16 protein-coding genes are annotated in these 19,458 nt (G+C 71.8%); 13 read left to right on the top strand and 3 right to left on the bottom strand.

All coding sequences use genetic code 11. The features are described 5' to 3' along the window. Positions 1-330: 330 nt before the first annotated feature. Positions 331-663, top strand: a complete 333-nt coding sequence (locus ACZ4FV_RS23430) for a hypothetical protein (protein WP_402231028.1) — start codon at positions 331-333, stop codon at positions 661-663. Positions 664-905: 242 nt separating this feature from the next. Here the strand turns inward: ACZ4FV_RS23430 and ACZ4FV_RS23425 are convergent, their stop codons facing one another. Further along, entirely contained in the window at positions 906-1,835 is a 930-nt protein-coding gene (locus tag ACZ4FV_RS23425) for a MurR/RpiR family transcriptional regulator (RefSeq protein ID WP_395858689.1), read from the bottom strand. A gap of 200 nt (positions 1,836-2,035) precedes the next feature. On the opposite strand from ACZ4FV_RS23425, the gene ACZ4FV_RS23420 reads away from it, so the two are divergent. The 9 genes from ACZ4FV_RS23420 (at position 2,036) to ACZ4FV_RS23380 (ending at position 14,203) form a co-directional block, all read left to right on the top strand. Then, a complete protein-coding gene (locus ACZ4FV_RS23420) occupies positions 2,036-3,181 on the top strand; it encodes a C45 family autoproteolytic acyltransferase/hydolase (protein ID WP_395858688.1) in 1,146 nt (381 codons plus the stop codon). A gap of 162 nt (positions 3,182-3,343) precedes the next feature. Beyond that, a complete protein-coding gene (locus ACZ4FV_RS23415; protein WP_395858687.1) occupies positions 3,344-4,990 on the top strand; it encodes an ABC transporter substrate-binding protein in 1,647 nt (548 codons plus the stop codon). A 43-nt stretch (positions 4,991-5,033) separates the two neighbouring features. Beyond that, on the top strand, positions 5,034-5,984 hold the full coding sequence (locus ACZ4FV_RS23410) for an ABC transporter permease (protein ID WP_395858686.1): 951 nt from the start codon (positions 5,034-5,036) through the stop codon (positions 5,982-5,984). Next, the gene (locus ACZ4FV_RS23405; RefSeq protein WP_331770766.1) at positions 5,981-6,859 is read left to right on the top strand and encodes an ABC transporter permease; all 879 of its coding nucleotides are present in this window, start codon (positions 5,981-5,983) and stop codon (positions 6,857-6,859) included. The genes ACZ4FV_RS23410 and ACZ4FV_RS23405 overlap by 4 nt, the downstream gene beginning before the upstream one ends. Continuing rightward, complete coding sequence (locus ACZ4FV_RS23400) at positions 6,859-7,869, top strand: ABC transporter ATP-binding protein (protein WP_465323200.1); 1,011 nt, start codon at positions 6,859-6,861, stop codon at positions 7,867-7,869. The genes ACZ4FV_RS23405 and ACZ4FV_RS23400 overlap by 1 nt, the downstream gene beginning before the upstream one ends. Further along, entirely contained in the window at positions 7,866-8,687 is an 822-nt protein-coding gene (locus ACZ4FV_RS23395; RefSeq protein WP_395858684.1) for an ABC transporter ATP-binding protein, read from the top strand. Before ACZ4FV_RS23400 ends, ACZ4FV_RS23395 begins: the two co-directional genes overlap by 4 nt. A gap of 232 nt (positions 8,688-8,919) precedes the next feature. Next, complete coding sequence (locus tag ACZ4FV_RS23390) at positions 8,920-10,878, top strand: fibronectin type III domain-containing protein (protein WP_395858683.1); 1,959 nt, start codon at positions 8,920-8,922, stop codon at positions 10,876-10,878. 150 nt (positions 10,879-11,028) lie between these two features. After that, the gene (locus ACZ4FV_RS23385; protein ID WP_402231020.1) at positions 11,029-13,119 is read left to right on the top strand and encodes a fibronectin type III domain-containing protein; all 2,091 of its coding nucleotides are present in this window, start codon (positions 11,029-11,031) and stop codon (positions 13,117-13,119) included. Positions 13,120-13,321: 202 nt separating this feature from the next. After that, the gene (locus ACZ4FV_RS23380) at positions 13,322-14,203 is read left to right on the top strand and encodes an LLM class flavin-dependent oxidoreductase (protein ID WP_402231017.1); all 882 of its coding nucleotides are present in this window, start codon (positions 13,322-13,324) and stop codon (positions 14,201-14,203) included. A gap of 86 nt (positions 14,204-14,289) precedes the next feature. Here the strand turns inward: ACZ4FV_RS23380 and ACZ4FV_RS23375 are convergent, their stop codons facing one another. Continuing rightward, the gene (locus ACZ4FV_RS23375; RefSeq protein ID WP_395858680.1) at positions 14,290-14,757 is read right to left on the bottom strand and encodes a pyridoxamine 5'-phosphate oxidase family protein; all 468 of its coding nucleotides are present in this window, start codon (positions 14,755-14,757) and stop codon (positions 14,290-14,292) included. 222 nt (positions 14,758-14,979) lie between these two features. After that, positions 14,980-15,582, bottom strand: coding sequence for an HD domain-containing protein (locus ACZ4FV_RS23370; protein ID WP_395858679.1), 603 nt, complete (start codon positions 15,580-15,582; stop codon positions 14,980-14,982). 348 nt (positions 15,583-15,930) lie between these two features. Between ACZ4FV_RS23370 and ACZ4FV_RS23365 the strand changes: the two genes are divergently transcribed. The 3 genes from ACZ4FV_RS23365 (at position 15,931) to ACZ4FV_RS23355 (ending at position 19,454) form a co-directional block, all read left to right on the top strand. Then, positions 15,931-16,566 carry a hypothetical protein gene (locus tag ACZ4FV_RS23365; RefSeq protein WP_395858678.1) on the top strand — a complete coding sequence of 212 codons (636 nt, stop codon included), beginning with the start codon at positions 15,931-15,933 and terminating at the stop codon, positions 16,564-16,566. 107 nt (positions 16,567-16,673) lie between these two features. Then, on the top strand, positions 16,674-17,309 hold the full coding sequence (locus tag ACZ4FV_RS23360; RefSeq protein ID WP_465323199.1) for a TetR family transcriptional regulator: 636 nt from the start codon (positions 16,674-16,676) through the stop codon (positions 17,307-17,309). Positions 17,310-17,342: 33 nt separating this feature from the next. Beyond that, complete coding sequence (locus ACZ4FV_RS23355) at positions 17,343-19,454, top strand: HelD family protein (protein WP_465323198.1); 2,112 nt, start codon at positions 17,343-17,345, stop codon at positions 19,452-19,454. Positions 19,455-19,458 lie beyond the last annotated feature (4 nt).

Raw genomic sequence — 19,458 nt, 5'->3', positions numbered from 1 at the left:
CATGCACGATATCGAGAACACGGCCGTCCCGACACCGCGTCGACGACGACAACGGCGCGCCCGCCGCACCCGACGTCGCTTCCTCGAGTCGCCCGAACTCAGGGCGGCCCGCCGGCGGGCACGAGACCTTCCGGGTGATCGCCGAGGTGCTGGACTGCGGGGACCCGACCCGATAGCGGCCGACGCTTCCGGCGAACACCCACCGGTCCTGCCGGCGGTGCGCCGGAACCCTGTAGCCACCGCCCTCCGCCCGCCACCTGCCACCGGTCGGCGGTGGATCGGGGGGAGGCGCCGGCGCGTGGTTGTCGCACCCCTGGGTAGGTTTCGATCATGACTGCCTCAGCCGCCCGCCCGACACCGGGTCAGGATTCCGGCGGCCCCCGACCACCCGTCGGGACCGTCCCGTTGGCCCCGCGCCTGGCCTGGGCCGGAATCGCGCTACCCGTCTTCATCGTGGCCGCCACGCTGTGCGCCGTGGCCGCCGACATCGACTTGGCCGCCGCCCGAGCGTTGTGGATCCTTGCCGCGGCCCTCTGCGCGACCGCGGCCCTGATCGCCTGGGCCGACATCCTGGTCGTCGTACATCGTCGCCGCCCGGACCCCCGTGCCACCACGTCCGCCCCGCCGGTCGAGAACGCCGGACCCGCCTCGACGGCCGATTGAGAATGACCACCGCGGTTCGAAGCAAGCAGACGGCTCACCCGGGACGCGTCTGCCGGATCGGCGTGCGACTTCGCTGTGGCCGGCCGCGTGGTTGTGGGCCCGCGCGGTTGGCGCGGTGGGCCGCTACGCGTACGTGGGTGGCGCAGCGGGTGGTGCGGTAGCGCTGGGGGCTCGGCGGCCGGCGCCTTCTCGCTCGGGATGCCGGCCCCCGCCGAAGCGCCGGCCCCGGCCGAAGCCCCGCCTCAGCGCCGGGGCCGGCCCTCCTTCGGCTCCAGCAACTGCGCCCGCAGGGCCGTCAGTTGATGGGAGTGCTCGACCGAGCGGGTCTCGTCCAACGAGGCGACCGCCAGCAGCAGCGCGTCGCTGAGCACGATCGCGGACAGTGACTCGGCGGTTATGCCGGTCGGGGTGTGCGGCGCGTACAGGACCGCGTCCGCGGTGTCGGCCAGGCGTTCGACCAGTTCGTCGGTGACCACCACGATGCGGGCGCCGACCACCCGGGCGTGGTCCAGGAGCACCTCCATGTCGCGCAGGAAGCGGCCCGGGACGAACATCACCACCACATCCGCGTGGCGCAGCGTGAGTAGTTCGTCGGCCAGTCCGAAGCCCGTGGTGCCGACGAAGCGGGCCCGGCGGCCCATCCGGTTGAGCTTGAGCGCGAGGTGGCGGCCGGCCAGTTCGGAGGCGCCGACGCCGTACGCGAGCACCTCGCTCGCGTCGGCGAGCAACTGGGTGGCCAGCCGGAAGGCGTCCGCGTCGAGGTTGGCCCGGCCGTGCTCCAGTCGCTCGATCGCCTCGTCGTAGACCCGGGCCCGGATTCCGTCGAGGTCCTGGCCGACCTGGCTGATCCGCTGCCGGAGCCTGACCTCGGGGGCCACGTCCGTGCTGAAGTCGGCGGCGATGTCGCGCTTGAGCGCGGAGAGTCCGCCCAGGCCCAGTCGTTGCAGAGTGCGCACCACCGTGGCGTTGCTGACGCCGATGCTCGCGCCCAGGTCCTGCGCGCTGGCGAAGAGCACCTGCTCGGGGGAGCAGTTGGTCAGATAGCGGGCCACGTTCCGCTCGGCCGGCGACAGGTCGGCCCACTGATCGCGGATCGCCGCCCGGAGCCGAGCCAGCGCCGGATTCTGCGGTTGTTGTTCGCTCACGCCTCTTGACTCCCCGGTATCAACCATTACTCTCCTCATGCAACGTGCAATACATGTTACCGCGAACTCGTAATGAACATTACGACACGTGGTGCGACGAGCAGTGCGACGAGCGTTACGACACGTGTCACGACACGCGTCGCGGCGATCGTCACCGGACTCGCGGACCCCAGGACAGCGTGCAGCACCCGCAACGCTGCCGAACCCCCAGCACCCCAGGAGACGACGTGAGTGGCGTGTCCCTTCCCACCATCGAGATCGCCGGCGAGCCTCGAACCCGCGGTCGCCAGTACGGCGAAGGGGCGAGCGCGCTGATTCGTACCGCCGTCGACTACTACACCGAGGCCTTCGGCGCGGCCGGTGGCCTGACCTGGCGCCAGGTCACCGAGCGGGCCGAACACTGGCTCGCCCCCTCCCGCGCCTTCGCCCCCGACCTGGTCGAGGAGATGGCCGGGATCGCCGAGGGCGCCGGCCTCGACCTGCTCGACATCCTCGCGCTCAACGCCCGAGGCGAGATCATCTACGACGACACCTTCGCCGAGATGGGAGTACCCGCGCCGGCGGAGAATCCCGACGGCTGCACCTCCTTCGCGTTGCTCGACCAGGCCTCCGGTGACGGCCACGTGTACGCGGGCCAGAACTGGGACTGGCGCTACGGCGTGCGCGAGACGGTCATGGTCGTGCGTGTCGTGCAGCCCGGCAAGCCCACCGTGGTGATGCAGGTCGAGGCGGGCCAGATCGGCCGGCAGGGTGCCAACTCGGCCGGCATCGCGCTCAACGCCAACGGCCTCGGCGGGCGCTTCGACCACGCCGTCGGCATCCCGCAGACGCTGATCCGCCGCCGGGTGCTGGACTGCGCCAACCCGGCCGAGGCGCTCGACGTGCTCTTCCGCACCCGCGCGCACATCGCCAGCAACGCCCTGCTCACCCACCGCGAGGGTTTCGCGATCGACATCGAGACCACCCCCGGCGCGAACGGCTGGATGTACCCCACCGACGGCCTGCTCGTGCACGGCAACCACTACCAGGCCTTCATGCCGGCGCAACTGGCCGCGAGCTACCGTCCCTCGGCTCCGGATTCGCTGCTTCGCGTACCGCGCGCCGAGGCCGGACTGCGGCGCTGCCGGGACGCCGGCGACCCGGCCGAGACCCGCAAGCTGATCCACGCCGCGATGTCCGACCACCTCGGCTACCCCGAATCGTTGTGCACCCACCCGGATCCGGCCCGACCGGCGGTCCGGCAGTGGGCGACGCTGCTCTCCAGTTGCGTCGACCTGACCACGGGCGAATACCGCGTCACCGCCGGCACCCCGTGCGACCACGAATACGAACTCCTGCCCTGGAACCTGCACGACGGACCCGGCGGCGCCTGAAGGCCCCGCCCCGGCGGCGCCCGGAGGCCACCCGCCCCGACAGCGCCCGGAAGCCACCGGCTCCCGTGGCGCCCGAAGCCCACACCCGTCCCGGGCCGCGCCCGAAGCACGCCCGCCCCGGCGCCCCACCCCACCCTCCCCCCGCATCCCCCGGAGAGTCGCATGTCCCGCACTCGCACCCTCACCGCGCTCGGACTGGCCGCCCTGCTCGGCCTGACCACCGCCTGTTCCGCCAAGAACGCCGGCGGCAACAACGCGGCCGGCGCCCCCGGCAAGCCCGCCGACCTCGCGCTGACCGACACCACCGCCAAGGCCGCCGGCGCGGTGGACAACGTCAAATGGCTGCTGGCCAAGGAACCCAAGTCACTGGACCTGGACGTCAGATCCGACAGCGACTCCAACGCGGTGCTCGCCAACGTCTGCGAACGACTGTTCCAGACCCAGCCCGATCTGAGCATGCGCCCGCACCTGGCCGACTCGGGCATCTACACCGACCCCACGACGCTCGTGCTCAAGCTGCGCGCCGGCGTCACCTTCCACGACGGTTCGCCGATGACCGCCGACGACGTGGTGTGGAGCCTGCGCCGGCACGCGGCCGACGGCAACAACGAGTCGGACGAGTTCGAGCGCGTGCAGTCCATCGAGCGCACCGGCGACGCCGAGGTCACCGTGCGGCTCAAGGAGCCCGACGCGCTGTTCACCAAGGCGCTGGCGGGCAACGCGGGCATCGTGCTCGACCGCGAGCAGGCCGAGCCCGCGGGCAAGGACTACGGCACGCCCGGGCGCACCGACGCCTGCTCGGGGCCGTACACGCTCAAGGAGTGGAAGGCCGGCAGCCGGATCACCCTGGAGCGCTACGACGCCTACTGGGACAAGTCCCGCAAGCCGCTGGTGCGTTCGGCCACCTTCGGTTGGGCGGACGAGAACGCCATGGTCAACAGCATGACCACCGGCGCCGCCGACGGCACCTACCTCACCACGATGAGCGCGGTGCCGCCGCTGGCCGGCAACGGCGCGCTCACCGTCTCCTACGGCTCCTCCTCACGTGCCTGGACGCTGATCCCCACCGAGCGCGGCGGGATGAAGGACCCGCGCGTGCGGCGCGCGCTCTCGCTCGCGCTGGACCGCCAGGGCATCGCCAAGGCCGCCTTCGCCGGACTCGCCACGCCGTGGAAGACCCCGCTGGGACCGGGCGCGTGGGGCTACGAGAAGGCCACCTTCCAGGCCGGCTACGACGCACTGCAAGGCGCTCCGGCGCAGCCCACCGCCGCCGACCTGGACGCGGCGAAGAAGCTGATCGCCGAGGTCGGCCCCGCCGCGCCGACCCTGGTGGTCGCCAACGACGGCACGCCCACCCGCAACCTGATCGCCAACGCGGTGGTGGACGCCGCCCGCAGAATCGGCCTCAAGGCCGAGATCAAGACCATGTCGGGCGCGGACTTCACCTCGCTGTACACCGACCAGGCGCTGCGCAAGAGCGTCGACATGTTCGCCGACGACTGGTACATCTCCAAGGCCGACCCGGCCGGCTTCTACGACAACGCGCTCACCGGCTCGAACAACAACTGGGTCGGCTTCAGCTCGCCCGAGTACGACAAGGTCGTCAACGAGGCACTGCGTACCACCGACGACGCGGCCCGGGCCAAGCTGCTGGTGGAGGCCGAGCGCCGGTTCACCGCGGACGCGGTGTGGTTGTCGCTGGTCCAGGTGCCCAACGTGCTGATCACCAGCGCCAAGCTGACCGGCGCGCCGGCCTCGATGGCCAACGTCGCCTACCCGTGGCTGGCCGACCTCGGCGCCAAGGGCTGATCCCACCAAGCCCGTTCCCGTCGCCTTCGGAGGTGTCACCACCATGCCCGCCCGCGCCCTGCGCATCACCCTTGGGCTGCTCGTCACCCTGTTCGCCGCGTCCTTCGTGATCTTCGGCGCGATCTACGCCGCCCCCGGCGATCCGGCCGCGTTCCTGGTCGGCGGACAGGAGGACGCGACGCCCGAGAAACTGGCCGCCGTCCGGGCCGCCTACCACCTCGACGACCCGCTGTGGGTGCAGTACGGGGACTGGATCGGCGGCGTCCTGCACGGCGACCTCGGCCGCTCGATGCAGTACCACGACCAGGTTGCGGACCTGGTGTCCTCGCGCGTGCCCACCACGCTGTTCCTGGTCTGCTATTCCGCCGTGCTGTTCGTGGTGGTCGGGATCGCCCTCGGCGTGTTGTCCGCGGTGCGCGGCGGGCGGGTCGACTCGATCATCGTCGCCGTCACCACGCTGCTCGCGTCCATCCCCAAGTTCGTCAAGGCCCTGGCCCTGGTCGCCTTCCTCGGCGTGCAGTTGGGCTGGTTCCCGGTCACCGGCGCCGGTGAGGGCTTCGGCGACCGGCTCTACCACCTCACGCTGCCGGCGCTCTCGCTCGCGCTGGGCGAACTCGCCGTGGTCAGCCGGGTGACCCGGCAGAGCATGCTGGAGCAGTACGCGCAGGACCATGTCACCGTGGCCCGTGCGGCGGGCCTGTCCGAGTTCAAGGTGATCCGTCGACATGTGCTGCGCAACGCGCTGGCGCCGGTGGTCACCATGTGCGGCCTGATCACCGCGAGCCTGTTCGCGGGCACCGTGGTGGTGGAGACCGCGTTCGGGATCAGCGGGATGGGCTCGCTGCTGGTCCAGGCGATCAACACGCACGACTTCCCGGTCACCCAGGCCGTGCTGCTGCTCATGGTGCTCGCGTACATGCTCGTCACCACGCTCGTCGACCTCGTCCACCCGCTGATCGATCCGCGGGTGCGCCTCGAAGGAAGCGCCGCATGACTCTTCTCCAAGCCGGCGCGCGGCCCGTCCCGGCGGCGCCCTCGAAGCCGGCCCGTCCCAGAAAGCGGACTTGGCCGATCTCGTTCCGGATCGCGGCCGGATTCCTGCTGCTGACCGCGTTGGCGGCGGTCCTGGCGCCGCTGGTGGCGCCGTACGAACCGGACGCGATCGACCTGAACGCCTCGCTCGCGGTGCCGGACGGCGCGCACGTGTTGGGCACCGACCAGTCCGGGCGGGACCTGCTCTCGCGGGTGCTGCACGGCGCCGGGCCGAGCCTGGTGGCGCCGCTGGCGCTGCTCGCGCTCGCGTCGGTGATCGGCATCGCGCTGGGCACGCTGGCCGCGTGGCACGGCGGCTGGGTGGACGCGTTCGTCTCGCGCGTCACCGACGTGATGTTCGCCTTTCCCGGGCTGTTGTTCGTGATCCTGATCGTGTCGGTGTTCGGCGACGGGCTGACCACCGCGGTGATCGCGCTCGCGCTGGCCTATTCGCCGGTGGTGGCGAAGTACACCCGCAGCATCGCGCTGGCCGAGCGGGCCAAACCGTACATCGACGCCTACCGGGTGCAGGGCATGGGCGGATTCGCGATCTGCGTACGGCGGTTGGTGCCCAACCTGGCGCCGTCGCTGATCGGCTACCTGGTGCTGATGTTCGGTCAGGTACTGATGGGCATGGCCACGCTCAGCTACCTGGGCTTCGGCGCCCAGCCGCCGAGCTCGGAATGGGGCCTGATGGTCAAGGAGGGGCAGGCCGCGCTGGTGCAGGGCGCGTTGTGGCCTGCCCTGGTGCCCGGCACCGCGATCGCCCTGGTCGTGGTGGCCTTCAATGTCGTCGGCGTGCGGATCTCCGACCGCCTGGGGGTGAGGGAACGTTGATGGTCGAAAACAAGACGGACGCGGTGGACGAACTGCTGGAGATCCGGGACCTGACGGTCGAACTCCCGGGCACGGGCGCGCGACGCCCGGTGCTGGACGGGGTGGACCTGCGGGTGCGCCGGGGCGAGGTGGTCGGCCTGGTCGGCGAGTCCGGATCGGGCAAGTCCACCACCGCCAAGGCAGTGTTGCGGATGCTCCCGCGCGACGCGCACGTCCACGGCCGGGTGGACGTGGCCGGGCGTGACGCGCTCACCCTCGACACCGGCGAACTGCGCGAACTGCGGGCCCATCGGGTGGCTATGGTGCACCAGGACCCGCGCTCCTCGCTCAACCCGGTGCGCCGGATCGGCGACTTCCTGACCGAACGACTGATCCACACCCTGGACCGGCCGAAGGCGCAGGCGTATGCCGAGGCGCTGCGCCTGCTGGAGGCGGTCGGCATCGTGCGCCCGGCCGAGCGGTTGCGGCAGTTCCCGCACGAACTGTCCGGCGGGATGCTCCAGCGGGTGGTGATCGCGGCGGCGCTCGCGGGCGATCCGGAACTGCTGCTCGCGGACGAGGCGACCAGCGCGCTGGACGTGACCACGCAGGCCGAGATCCTGGCCATCCTGCGCGAGCACCGGACCGGGCGCGGCCTGGGTCTGCTGTTCATCACGCACGACCTGCACCTGGCGGCGGCCTACTGCGACCGGGTGTACGTGATGTACGCGGGGCGCGTGGTCGAGGAGCGCACCGCCGCGAGCCTGTTCGAGGATCCGCGTCACCCGTACACCGCCGGTCTGTTGGCCTGCACGCCCGAGCTGGGCGACCCGCGCCCGATCCGGCCCATCCCCGGCCGGCCGCCGTCGCTGGACGACGCCTTCCCCGGCTGCCCGTTCGTGGCGCGTTGTCCGGTGGCGGAGACCGCGTGCGAGACCTGGCGGCCGGTCGCCCGCGAACTTCCCGACGGCGGCCGGGTGACGTGCCGCCGCACCGACCTGGACCACCCCGCGGAGAAGGTGCTCGGATGACCACCCCTGCTCTTGAAGTACACGGCCTGTGCCGCGAGTTCGCGCTCCCGGGTCGGCGCGCAGAGCGCACGGTCGCGGCGTCCGACATCTCCTTCACCGTGCCGCCGGGCGGCTCGCTCGGCCTGGTCGGCGAGTCCGGTTCGGGCAAGACCACGATCGCGCGGATGCTGGTCGGGCTGATCCGTCCGGACGCGGGCACCATCGCGGTGGACGGGCGCCCGCGAGCGGCGCGGGCCAAGGGCGGTCCGGAACGACTGCGTCGGGCCCGGGAGATCCAGATGGTCTTCCAGGACCCGTACGTCTCGCTGGACCCCAGGCTCACCGCCGCCCAGTGCGTGGCCGGCGTCCTGCGGCTGCACGGCGAGGCGGATCGCGATCGACGAGTGCGCGAACTGCTGGACCAGGTCGGTCTGGGCACCCGCGAGGCCGACGCCCGGCCGCACCGACTCAGCGGCGGGCAGCGGCAACGGTTGTCCATCGCCCGGGCGTTGGCGGCCCGGCCCAGGGTGCTGGTGCTGGACGAGGCGGTCTCCGCGCTGGACGTGTCGATCCAGGCGCAGATCCTGCACCTGCTCACCGAACTGCGCAAGGAGACGAACGTCGCGTTGGTCTTCGTCAGTCACGATCTCGCGGTGGTTCAGCAGGTCACCGACGACATCCTGGTGCTGTATCGGGGGGTCGCGGTGGAACAGGGACCCACCGCCGACATCCTGACCGACCCGCGCCACGCGTACACCCGCCTCCTGGTCGGATCCGCCCCGCGTCCGGGCTGGGACCCGGCCTCGGTGGCCGGATTGCGCAAGGCACTCACCGTGTGAGCAGGGTGCGCGGAGAGCGGTGAAAAACGGGCGTGGGGACGGGAATCGGACCGCTGCGGAGCGTAACCGGTTGGGGACGGCGAGGTAAACGGAGTCGGATCGCGGGGAAAACCTTGACACGCTCTATTGGTCTGGACCACTTTGGCCTAGACCATTAGCGCGCAGGGCGGGCTGACGCGCACGCGGTCGCACGACTTCCACCTACATCGCTTCTCCACGCACGGAGGCAGTAGTGGCACGCGTTTCGCACGTTCCGCGAGCGAAGTCCCCTCGCCGCGGACACCCCACCCTCGCCGCACTCGCGGCGCTCACCCTGGCCGGCGCCGGACTGACCGTCGCGGTCGCCGGCAGCGCGCAGGCCGCGGACAACCTGGTGAGCAACCCCGGCTTCGAGAACGGCCTCGCCGGCTGGACCTGTTCGGCCGGTTCCGGGGCCTCGGTGAGCACTCCGACGCATGCCGGCACCGGCGCGCTCAAGGCCACTCCGGCGGGCTCCGACAACGCCCGTTGCGCACAGACGGTCACGGTGCTGCCCAACTCGGCCTACACGCTGAGCGCCTGGGTCCAGGGCAGCTACGTGTACCTGGGGGCAACGGGCACCGGCACCACCGACCCGTCCACCTGGACGCCGGGTGCCGGAACGTATCAGCAACTCACCACCACGTTCCGCACCGGCGCCTCGACCACCTCGGTCACCGTCTACACGCACGGCTGGTACGGCCAACCGGCCTACTTCGCCGACGACATCGTGCTCTCCGGCCCCGGCGGCAGCACCCAGATCCCGGCGGTGCCCACCGGCCTGGCCGCCGGCGCGCCGACCTCGTCGAGCGTGCCGCTGTCGTGGAACCCCGTTCCCGGCGCCACCGGTTACAACGTGTACCAGAACGGCACCAAGGTGCAGTCGGTGACCGGGACCACCGCGAACATCACCGGGTTGACCCCCTCGACCGCGTACGGCTTCCAGGTCAGCGCGACCAACTCGGCGGGCGAGTCGGCCAAGTCGGCGACGGTCACCGCGACCACCACCGGCGGCGGCACCCAGATCCCGGCCACCCCCACCGGCCTCGCGGCCGGCGCGCCGACCGCCTCCAGCGTCCCGCTGTCGTGGAACTCCGTTCCCGGTGCCACCGGTTACAACCTCTATCAGGACGGCACCAAAGTGCAGTCCGTGACCGGGACCGGCGCGACCGCCGGCGGTCTGACCGCGTCCACCTCCTACAGCTTCCAGGTCAGCGCGACCAACGCGGCGGGCGAGTCGGCCAAGTCGGCCGCGGTGACCGCGACCACCACCGGCGGCGGGGGCGGCGGCCAACTGCCCAAGCACGTACTCACCGGCTACTGGCAGAACTTCAACAACGGCGCGACCGTGCAGACCATCGCCCAGGTGCCCGCCGAGTACGACATCATCGCCGTCTCCTTCGCGGACGCCACCGGCACCCCGGGCGGCGTCTCGTTCACCCTGGACCCGGCGCTGAACTACTCCGAGGCGGCGTTCAAGGCCGACATCGCGGCCAAGAAGGCGGCCGGCAAAAAGGTGATCATCTCGGTCGGCGGCGAGAAGGGCACCGTCTCGGTCAACAGCTCCGCGTCGGCGACCAACTTCGCCAACACGTTGTACACACTGATCCAGAACTACGGGTTCGACGGTGTGGACATCGACCTGGAGAACGGCATCAACTCCACCTACATGACCCAGGCGCTGCGCTCGCTGTCCGGCAAGGTCGGCGCGGGCCTGGTGATCACCATGGCGCCGCAGACGCTGGACATGCAGTCCACCGGCACCGAGTACTTCAAGACCGCGCTGGCGATCAAGGACATCCTGACCGTCGTCAACACCCAGTACTACAACAGCGGCGCGATGCTCGGCTGTGACGGCAAGGTGTACAGCCAGGGCACGGTCGACTTCATGACCGGCCTCGCCTGCATCCAGCTCGAAGGCGGCCTGGCCCCCTCGCAGGTCGGCCTCGGTCTGCCCGCGTCGCCGCGCGGCGCCGGATCCGGCTACGTGCCCCCGAGCGTGGTCAACAACGCGCTCGACTGCCTGACCAAGGGCACCGGCTGCGGCACGTTCAAGCCGAGCAAGACCTACCCGGGTCTGCGCGGTGCGATGACCTGGTCGACCAACTGGGACGCCCTGAACGGCAACCAGTTCTCCAACACGGTCGGCCCGCACCTCGACACGCTCCCGTAGCGCGTCGCGCCCGGGCCGGACCACGCGACCGGCCCGGGCGCGGCCCCATCCCGCTCGGCCCGGGCCGGCCCCCGCTCGGCCGGCCCGGCTCAGCTCAACCACGCTCGGTCCCGCCCCGCCCAGTCCCGTTCCGACCACGCGAGGATTCCCATGTCCGGATCCACCAGCGTTCGTCCCCCCAAACGGCTGCGCCCCCTCGTGGCCGCGGCAAGCACCGCCCTGTTGACCGCCGCCATGCTCACCGCCGCCGGCGGCACCGCCGACGCGGTCGATGCCGCCGAACTCGTCCGCAACGGCGGCTTCGAGTCCGGCATGTCCGACTGGACCTGTAGCGCCGGCAGCGGAGCCACCGTCAGCACCCCAGTGCACGGCGGCACTTCCGCCCTGAAGGCGACCCCGGCCGGCAGCGACAACGCGCGCTGCGTCCAGACCGTCACCGTGCAACCCTCCTCCGACTACGTGATCTCCGGCTGGGTACGCGGCAGTTACGTATACATCGGCGCGAGTGGCACCGGCACCACCGACCCGGCCACCTGGACCGGCTCCGCGCCGGACTGGACCCGGCTGACCACCACGTTCCGCACCGGCCCCAACACCACGTCGGTGACCCTGTACACGCATGGCTGGTACGGCACCGGCGCCTACTACGCCGACGACCTGGCCCTGACCGGCCCCGGCGGCGGCACCCAGATCCCGGCGGTGCCCACCGGGCTCGCGGCGGGCACGCCGACCGCCTCCAGCGTGCCGCTGTCGTGGACCGCGGTGCCCGGCGCGACCGGCTACAAGGTCTACCGCGACGGGGTGTTGGCCCAGACGGTCACCGGCACGAGCGCGACCGTCACCGGCCTGACCCAGGCGACGACGTACGGCTTCCAGGTCAGCGCCACCAATTCGGCCGGCGAATCGGCCAAGTCGGCGACCGTGAGCGCGACCACCTCCGGCGTCGTCGTGGTCCCGGCCACCCCCACCGGCCTGGCCGCCGGTACGCCGACCGCCACGACCGTGCCGCTGTCGTGGACCGCGGTGCCCGGCGCGACCGGCTACAACGTCTACCGCAACGGCACGTTGGCCCAGACGGCGACCGGGCCCAGTGCCACGGTGACCGGACTCACCCCGGCCACCGCCTACAACTTCCAGGTCAGCGCGACCAACTCGGCGGGCGAGTCGGCCAAGTCGGCGGCCGTCACGGCGACCACCGGCACCGACGGCGGAGGCGGCCAACTGCCCCCGCACGCGCTGGTCGGCTACCTGCACGCGAGCTTCGCCAACGGGGCGGGCTACACGAAAATGGCCGACGTACCCGCGAGTTGGGACGTGATCAACCTGTCCTTCGGCGAGCCGACGTCGGTCACCTCCGGCGACATCCGGTTCGTGCGCTGCCCGGTCACCGAGTGCCCGAGCGTGGAGAGCGACGCCGACTTCAAGGCCGCCATCAGGGCCAAGCAGGCGGCCGGCAAGAAGGTGCTGATCTCGATCGGCGGGCAGAACGGCCAGGTGCAACTGTCCACCACCGCCGCGCGGGACAAGTTCGTCGAATCGGTCGGCAGGATCATCGACGAATACGGACTGGACGGCCTGGACATCGACTTCGAGGGCCACTCGCTGTCGCTGAACACCGGCGACACCGACTTCAAGAACCCGACCACACCGGTGATCGTCAACCTGATCTCGGCGGTCAAGACGCTCAAGGCCAAGTACGGCAGCCGATTCGTGCTCACCATGGCGCCCGAGACGTTCTTCGTGCAGATGGGTTACCAGTACTACGGGTCGGGACAGTGGGGCGGCCAGGACCCGCGCTGTGGTTCCTACCTGCCGGTCATCTACGCCCTGCGCGACGACCTGACCCTGCTGCACGTCCAGGACTACAACTCCGGCTCGATCATGGGCCTGGACAACCAGTACCACAGCATGGGCGGTGCCGACTTCCACATCGCGATGACGGACATGCTGCTCGCCGGCTTCCCGGTCGCGGGCAACACCAACAACGTGTTCCCGGCACTGCGGCCCGAACAGGTCGCGATCGGCATGCCGGCCTCGGTCCAGGCGGGCAACGGCTGGGTGTCCACCACCGAGGTGAACAAGGCACTCGACTGCCTGACCAAGGGCAGCAACTGCGGAAGCTACACGCCACGCGGCGGCGTACGGCCGAACCTGCGCGGGCTGATGAGCTGGTCGATCAACTGGGACCGATTCAACAACCTCGAGTTCTCCCGCAACTTCGACAACTACTTCGGTAGCTGACCGGAGCACGGTTCCGCCGCTGGGGCGTGCCCCGGCCCGATCCACCCGATGCGACTCGGCTGCCGCCGTCCCCCGGCAGCCGAGTCTCCCGAAGCGACCCCCGCCGCCGGCACCCACGAGAGACCGGCGGCGGGCCGGTCCACCCCGCGTCCGGCGCGCCGGCCATTGTTCCCGTCGACCCGATGCGGCACCATCCGGCGGCATGGACATAGCGATGACCCTGCCGACCATGCTGCCCCACGGACGCGACGAGGTACTGCGCTGGTGTCGCGGCATCGACGAGGGTCCGTGGTCGAGCCTCGCGGTACCGGAGCGCATCACCTACACCAGCCACTCGCTCACCGTGCAACTCGCCGCGGCCGCCGCGCTGACGGAGCGGGTCCGGCTGTGGACCACGATCGTGATCCTGCCGTCGCACAACGCGGTCCGGATGGCCAAGGACCTGGCCTCGGTGGACCGACTGAGCGCGGGACGACTGACCGTCGGGATCGGGGTCGGCGGTCGTGAACAGGACTACCGCGCGGTCGGCGCCCCGTTCGAGCGGCGTTGGCAACGCATGGACGACCAGGTCGCGACGATGCGCTCGATCTGGGCCGGCGAGCCGCCCGCACCCGACCTGGAACCGGTCGGACCGCCCCCGATCCAGGCGGGCGGACCGCCGCTGGTCGCCGGGGCCATGGGCCCGATGGCGACCGCCCGGGCGGCGCGTTGGGCCGCCGGCGTCGACGACGGCTCCGCCGTGGCGGCACCGGATCCCGACACGCTGCGCGACGTCGCCGAGCGGGTCCGGGGCGCGTGGCGCGACGCGGGCCGCACCGACCGACCACACCTGTCCACGAGCCTGTGGTACGCCCTGGGTACCGACGCCGAATCCCGGCTGCGCGCCTACGCGTTCGACTATCTGAAGGTCTTCGGTGAGCAGATCGGCGAGGCCGTCGCCGAGAACGTCACCGCGTACACGCCCGAGGCGCTGCGCAAGGCCGTCGACACCGTCCGCGAGGCCGGTTTCGACGAACTCTTCCTGGTCCCCACCACGGCGGACCCCGACGAACTCGAGCGCACGCGCGAGGCGTTGGAGTCCTAGGACACGCCCCGGACGCACGGACCGCGAAGTGCCGGGATCCCACCGGCGGGAGCACTCCGGCCGGTGGGTGCCCGCGGCGGTGCCGGCTACGGAACGAGCCAGGTGCCGTCGCGCAGGAGGTCGCGGCCCTTGATCTCGTTGGCCTCGCGCCAGGCCTGGACCAGACGCGGACGGACCCGGAAGTAGTGGTAGGACGTGGTGAGTACACGCGGATCGAAACCGATCCTGGCGGCGAACGTGTCGCCGAGGTCGTCGGCGATGTCCGCCGCCGGGAACGCCTCGGCGGTGGCCTCGATCAGCACTACGTCCCGAGTGGGTCCGATACCGAGCCGCAGGGTGCCGCCGGCCAGCAGGTTGCGAGCGGTGGGGCTCGCCGAGGCGGTGGCCATCAGCAGCGTTTCGCCCTCCCACAGGAAGGACAGCGGTACCAGGTACGGCGTTCCGGTCTGCGCGTCGGCGGTGGCCACCCACGCGTCGACGTCGTTCTCGAGCCGATCGAGGGTGTCCTGCTTGCGCTGCTCGGCGGTACGGGCGGAGGGTGGCGGTGGGGTCACGATGACGGTGCCTCCGGATCGGTGCTCTCGGCTGTCGGGCGGTTCTCGCGAGTGATCGTCGCGAGTGATTGTCGCGAACGGATCTTCCGGCGATCGATCATGCCGGATACGGACCCGTGAAGGTCGGCACTCCGGACGCCCCGGCAGCGCCACGCCGCAGATGCGATCCGACCCGCGTCCCGCCCGCCAGGCCCCGACCCGCCAGGCCCCGACCCGCCGCGCTCAGCTCACCCGGTGGCCGAACTCGGTCGCGAGCGCGTCGAGTTCGGGCGTACCGAACTCCGCCTTCAGCGCCTCGAACGTGACCACCTTGTCGTCCCCGAAGCGGCGGATCCTGGCCGCGAACGTGTCGGGGCGCAGGAAGCGCGGCGGATTCGACTTGCTGTGGAACTTGTCCGCGTACATCACCAGCCGCTCCTCGGCGGACTCCGCGACGTAGTCGTCGACCGGGATCGGCAACTGTTGGCTCACCACGTCGTGTCGGGTCAATCCGACACCCGTGTGGCACGAGCAGAAGCGGTGCAGCGAGTCGTCCAGGCCCTCCTTGCGCAGGATCTCCGCACCGAGCAGCCCGTGGCGCACGTAGTTGGCGCCGTCCAGTCGGCCGTTCTCGTCGTAGAGGCGGTAGACCCCGATGTCGTGCAGCAGACACCCGGCCCGGACCAGATCGCGGTCCACGTCCGCGCCGCCGGGGCCGGCCGTCAGGTGATCGGCGATCCGCCAGACGATGTGGCAGTGCGTGTGCACCTTCTCGAAGATCGCCCGGCTCGGTGCGTAGGCCTTGTGCAGTGCGGTGATCTCGGCGACCGTCGGAAGTTGTGCCATTCGGGGAGCCTAACCGAGAGGCCGTCGGGTTTGTCCCCATGGGCGGCGGGCCCGCGTGGCGGCAACTGCCCGCGGCGCGACCGGCCGTCCCGTCGGGGGCTCGGCGCCGTGCCGGGAACGGTCCCGGAATGCGCCGTGTGCCCGTGTGAACGTGGCTTCACGCAGCGCGAGTTCGATGTTCGGCCGCCCCGACGGGTACCCTCGTGGTTGCCTGATGTTCGCCCGGTCGATCCTGCGGGGGCATCCCGGGATCGGGCAACGTGGAGGGGCGACGGCCGGCGACGTGCTCGCACGCTCGGGCGGGTCCGTCCGCGACCGACGGCCATCCCAGCGAACCAGGACACCGCGATGACCCCGACCACGCTCGCAGGGCGCGCTCCCGCCGGGCGCACCGACCACCACACGTTCATCGCGATCGAGGGACCGCCCGGAGCCGGCGGCGCCGCGCTGGCGGACACCCTCGGCACCGCGCTCGGTTGTACGCCGATCGCCGGGCGCGCCGAATCGATCCGCCTGGATGCCCGACCCGGCTACGGCCTGGGCCTGGCCGGGCTGCTCCGGGCCGACGCGCTCGTCAAGCGGCAGCGGCCGGCCGGGCCGGTGGTCGTGCACACCTGGGCGGCCGGAGTCGCCGCCGACGGTGCGGCGATCTACCGCGCCGACGGGACCCGGCTCAGTGCCCAGGTCGCCGAGTACCGGGCCGTGTTGGAGCAGCCGACCGTCACCGTCCACCTCACCGGGTCGGCCCGCACGCTGCGCGACCGGTTGTCCGCGCAGCAGGTGCTGTCCGCCGACGACCGGGGCTGGCTCACCCGCCGGGGCGCGCTCGAACGGGTCGCGGAGGCGCACGTCGCGCTCGCGCTCGAGGCAGATCCCCGGCACGCGATCGTGGTCGACATCGACGGATGCGGTTCGCGGTCGGTGGCGGACGTGGTGTTCGCCGGACTGCACGCGCGCGAGATCGGGGTCGTGGACGCGGCATAGGTCGTCGCGGGCCCGGCCGGCGATGGTGCCCCGGACCCCGGAGGAGTGCACGTCGCCCGGCGCAGCACCCGACGCCCACCGCGGCGGTCTCCCGTAAGGTGCCGCGCATGAGCGGTGAGATGGGGCTGCGGGAGCGGAAGCGGTTGCGGATGGCGGCGAACATCTCCGACGTCGCGATCGGATTGTTCCTGGCCAGGGGCTTCGACGCGGTGTCGGTGGCCGAGGTCGCCGAGGCCGCGGAGGTCTCCAAACCGACGCTGTTCCGGTACTTCCCGACCAAGGAGGACCTGGTGCTGCATCGGTTCGCCGACCACCGGGACGAGGCCGGCCGGGTGGTGGCCGGGCGACCCGAGGACGTCTCCGCGCTGACGGCGCTGCGCCGCCACTTCCTGGCCGGGCTGGATCGGCACGATCCGGTGACCGGACTCAGCGACGACCCGCAGGTACTGGCCTTCCACCGACTGCTGTACGGAACCCCCGCGCTGCTCGCCCGCGTGTTCGCGTACACCGAGGGCGCCGAGGAGGCGCTGGCCGCCGCGCTGGGCGGCCCGGACGAGGTCGAGGCGCGCCTGGCGGCCGGCCAGATCATCGCGGTGCAACGGATCCTGGCTCGGGAGAACTGGCGGCGGATCGCGGCGGGCGAGCGCGCGGCGGACCTGCGCGCGGTGGCCGGCGCGACCGCGGAACGGGCCTTCGACCAACTGGAGGCGGGGCTGACCCGCTACGGAAGCGTTACTCGGTAACATATTTAACCGAGTTGCATTACCCTGGTCGGTATGACGTCACTCGATGCCGCACTCGATGCCGCACTCGATGCCGCACTCGATGCCGAACTCGGTCGGGAACGCGACTACCACGAGGTCTGCCGCGAGGCGATGGCCGCGATGGTCGCGGGCGCCGCCGAACACGTCGTCACCGGTGCCGACGTCTCCGCGTCCGGCGCGGACGCCGAGGCGCTGGGCTACACGCTGCGCAGCCGCGCCAAGGAGATGGGCGAACTCGCGCAGACCCCGCTGTTCTTCGGCCGACTCGACTTCGCCGGGACGGCGGCGGCGGGCGAGCACCGCGGTCGCCGCTACCACATCGGCCGGCGCCGGATCACCACCGACCTGGCCGCCCCGCCGCTGGTGGTCGACTGGCGCGCGCCGATCTCCCGGGCCTTCTACCGGGCGAGCGCCCGCGACCCGCAGGGCGTCGCGGTCCGCCGCCGGTTCGGCTGGGCGCCGTGGAGCACGGGCGCCGCCGAGGACCTGACCAGCCTGGAGGACGAACACCTCGACGCCCGGCCCGCACCCGGCGCGAGCGCACCCGGCGTCCCCGGCGCGATCCTGGCCGGCGAAATCGGCCGGCCCCGGGTCGGCCCCATGCGCGACATCGTCGCCACCATCCAGCCCGAGCAGGACGACCTGGTCCGCCGCGACCTGACCGCCTCCATCTGCGTCCAGGGCGCCCCCGGCACCGGCAAGACCGCCGTCGGCCTGCACCGCGCGGCCTACCTCCTCTACACCCACCCGCAACGCCTGCAACGCGGCGGCCTGCTGATCGTCGGCCCCAACCGGGCCTTCCTGCACTACATCGCCGAGGTGCTGCCCGCCCTCGGCGAGACCGGCATCCGCCAGGCCACCATCGACGACGAGGTCGGCCGACACCCGATCCGGGCCCGGGACGAACCGGCCGCCGAACTGGTCAAGCACGACGCCCGGATGGCCGGCGTGCTGCGTCGTGCGCTCTACGCGCGGATCGCCCCGCCCGGCGAACCGGTCGCCGTACCGGACGGCTCCTATCGACGGCGGATCACCCTGGAGGAGCTGGCCGAGATCGTCGAGGGGGTACGCGCCGAGGACACCCCCTACCAGGTCGGCCGGGAGCGGGTCCGGGCCCGCGCGGTGGCCGTGCTGCAACGCCAGGCCGAGCGCAACTCCGGCCCGCCGACCGGTGATTGGCTGCGCCGAATGGGCCGATCCAAGGCGGTCGGCGGCTTCGTCGACCGGTGCTGGCCGCAGACCGGCCCGGAACAGGTCCTGGCCGGGATCCTCGCCGACCCGGACGCGCTGGCCGCCGCGGCGGACGGCATCCTCACCGCCGACGAGCAGCGCGTGATCGGCTGGGCGAAGCCGCCGCGTTCGTGGCGCAGTGCCCGCTGGTCGGCCGCCGACCTGGTGCTGCTCGACGAGGTCGCCGGGCTGATCGAGCGCCCGGCCGGCTACGGCCACGTGGTGATCGACGAGGCCCAGGACCTGTCCCCGATGCAGTGCCGCGCGTTGGCCCGCCGGATCGGCTTCGGTTCGGTCACCGTGCTCGGCGATCTGGCCCAGGGCACCACGCCGTGGTCGGCCCGTACCTGGCCCGAACTGCTCGCCCACCTGGGTCGACCCGACGCCGAGGTGGCCCCGCTGACCGTGGGCTTCCGGGTGCCCGCGGTGATCGTCGCGCTGGCGAACCGTCTGCTCGCGAGCCTGGACGTGGACGTACCCGCGGCCCGATCGTTGCGCGAGGACGGCGCGCTGACCGTGCACGAGGTGGCCGACCCGGTCGCCGCGACGGTCGCCGCGGTGCGCGCCGCACTCGCCCACGAGGGCTCGATCGGGGTGATCGCGGACGGCGCGGGCACCGAACCGCTGCGCGCGGCGCTGGCCGAGGCGGGCATCGCCACCGGCACGGCCGACACGCCGGATCCCACCGGCGAGGTACGGGTGACCGTCCTGCCCGCGACGCTGGCCAAGGGCCTGGAGTACGACCACGTGGTGGCGGTCGAACCGGCCGCGATCGTGGCCGCCGAGGCGCGGGGCGCGGGCCGCCTGTACGTGGTGCTGACCAGGGCGGTGTCCCGATTGCACATCGTGCACAGCCGGCCGCTGCCGGACGTACTGCGCACGGCGGTCGGATGACGGG

It is taken from the genome of Embleya sp. NPDC025285, assembly GCF_055558835.1.
This window is presented reverse-complemented; position numbering and strand designations above follow the sequence as displayed.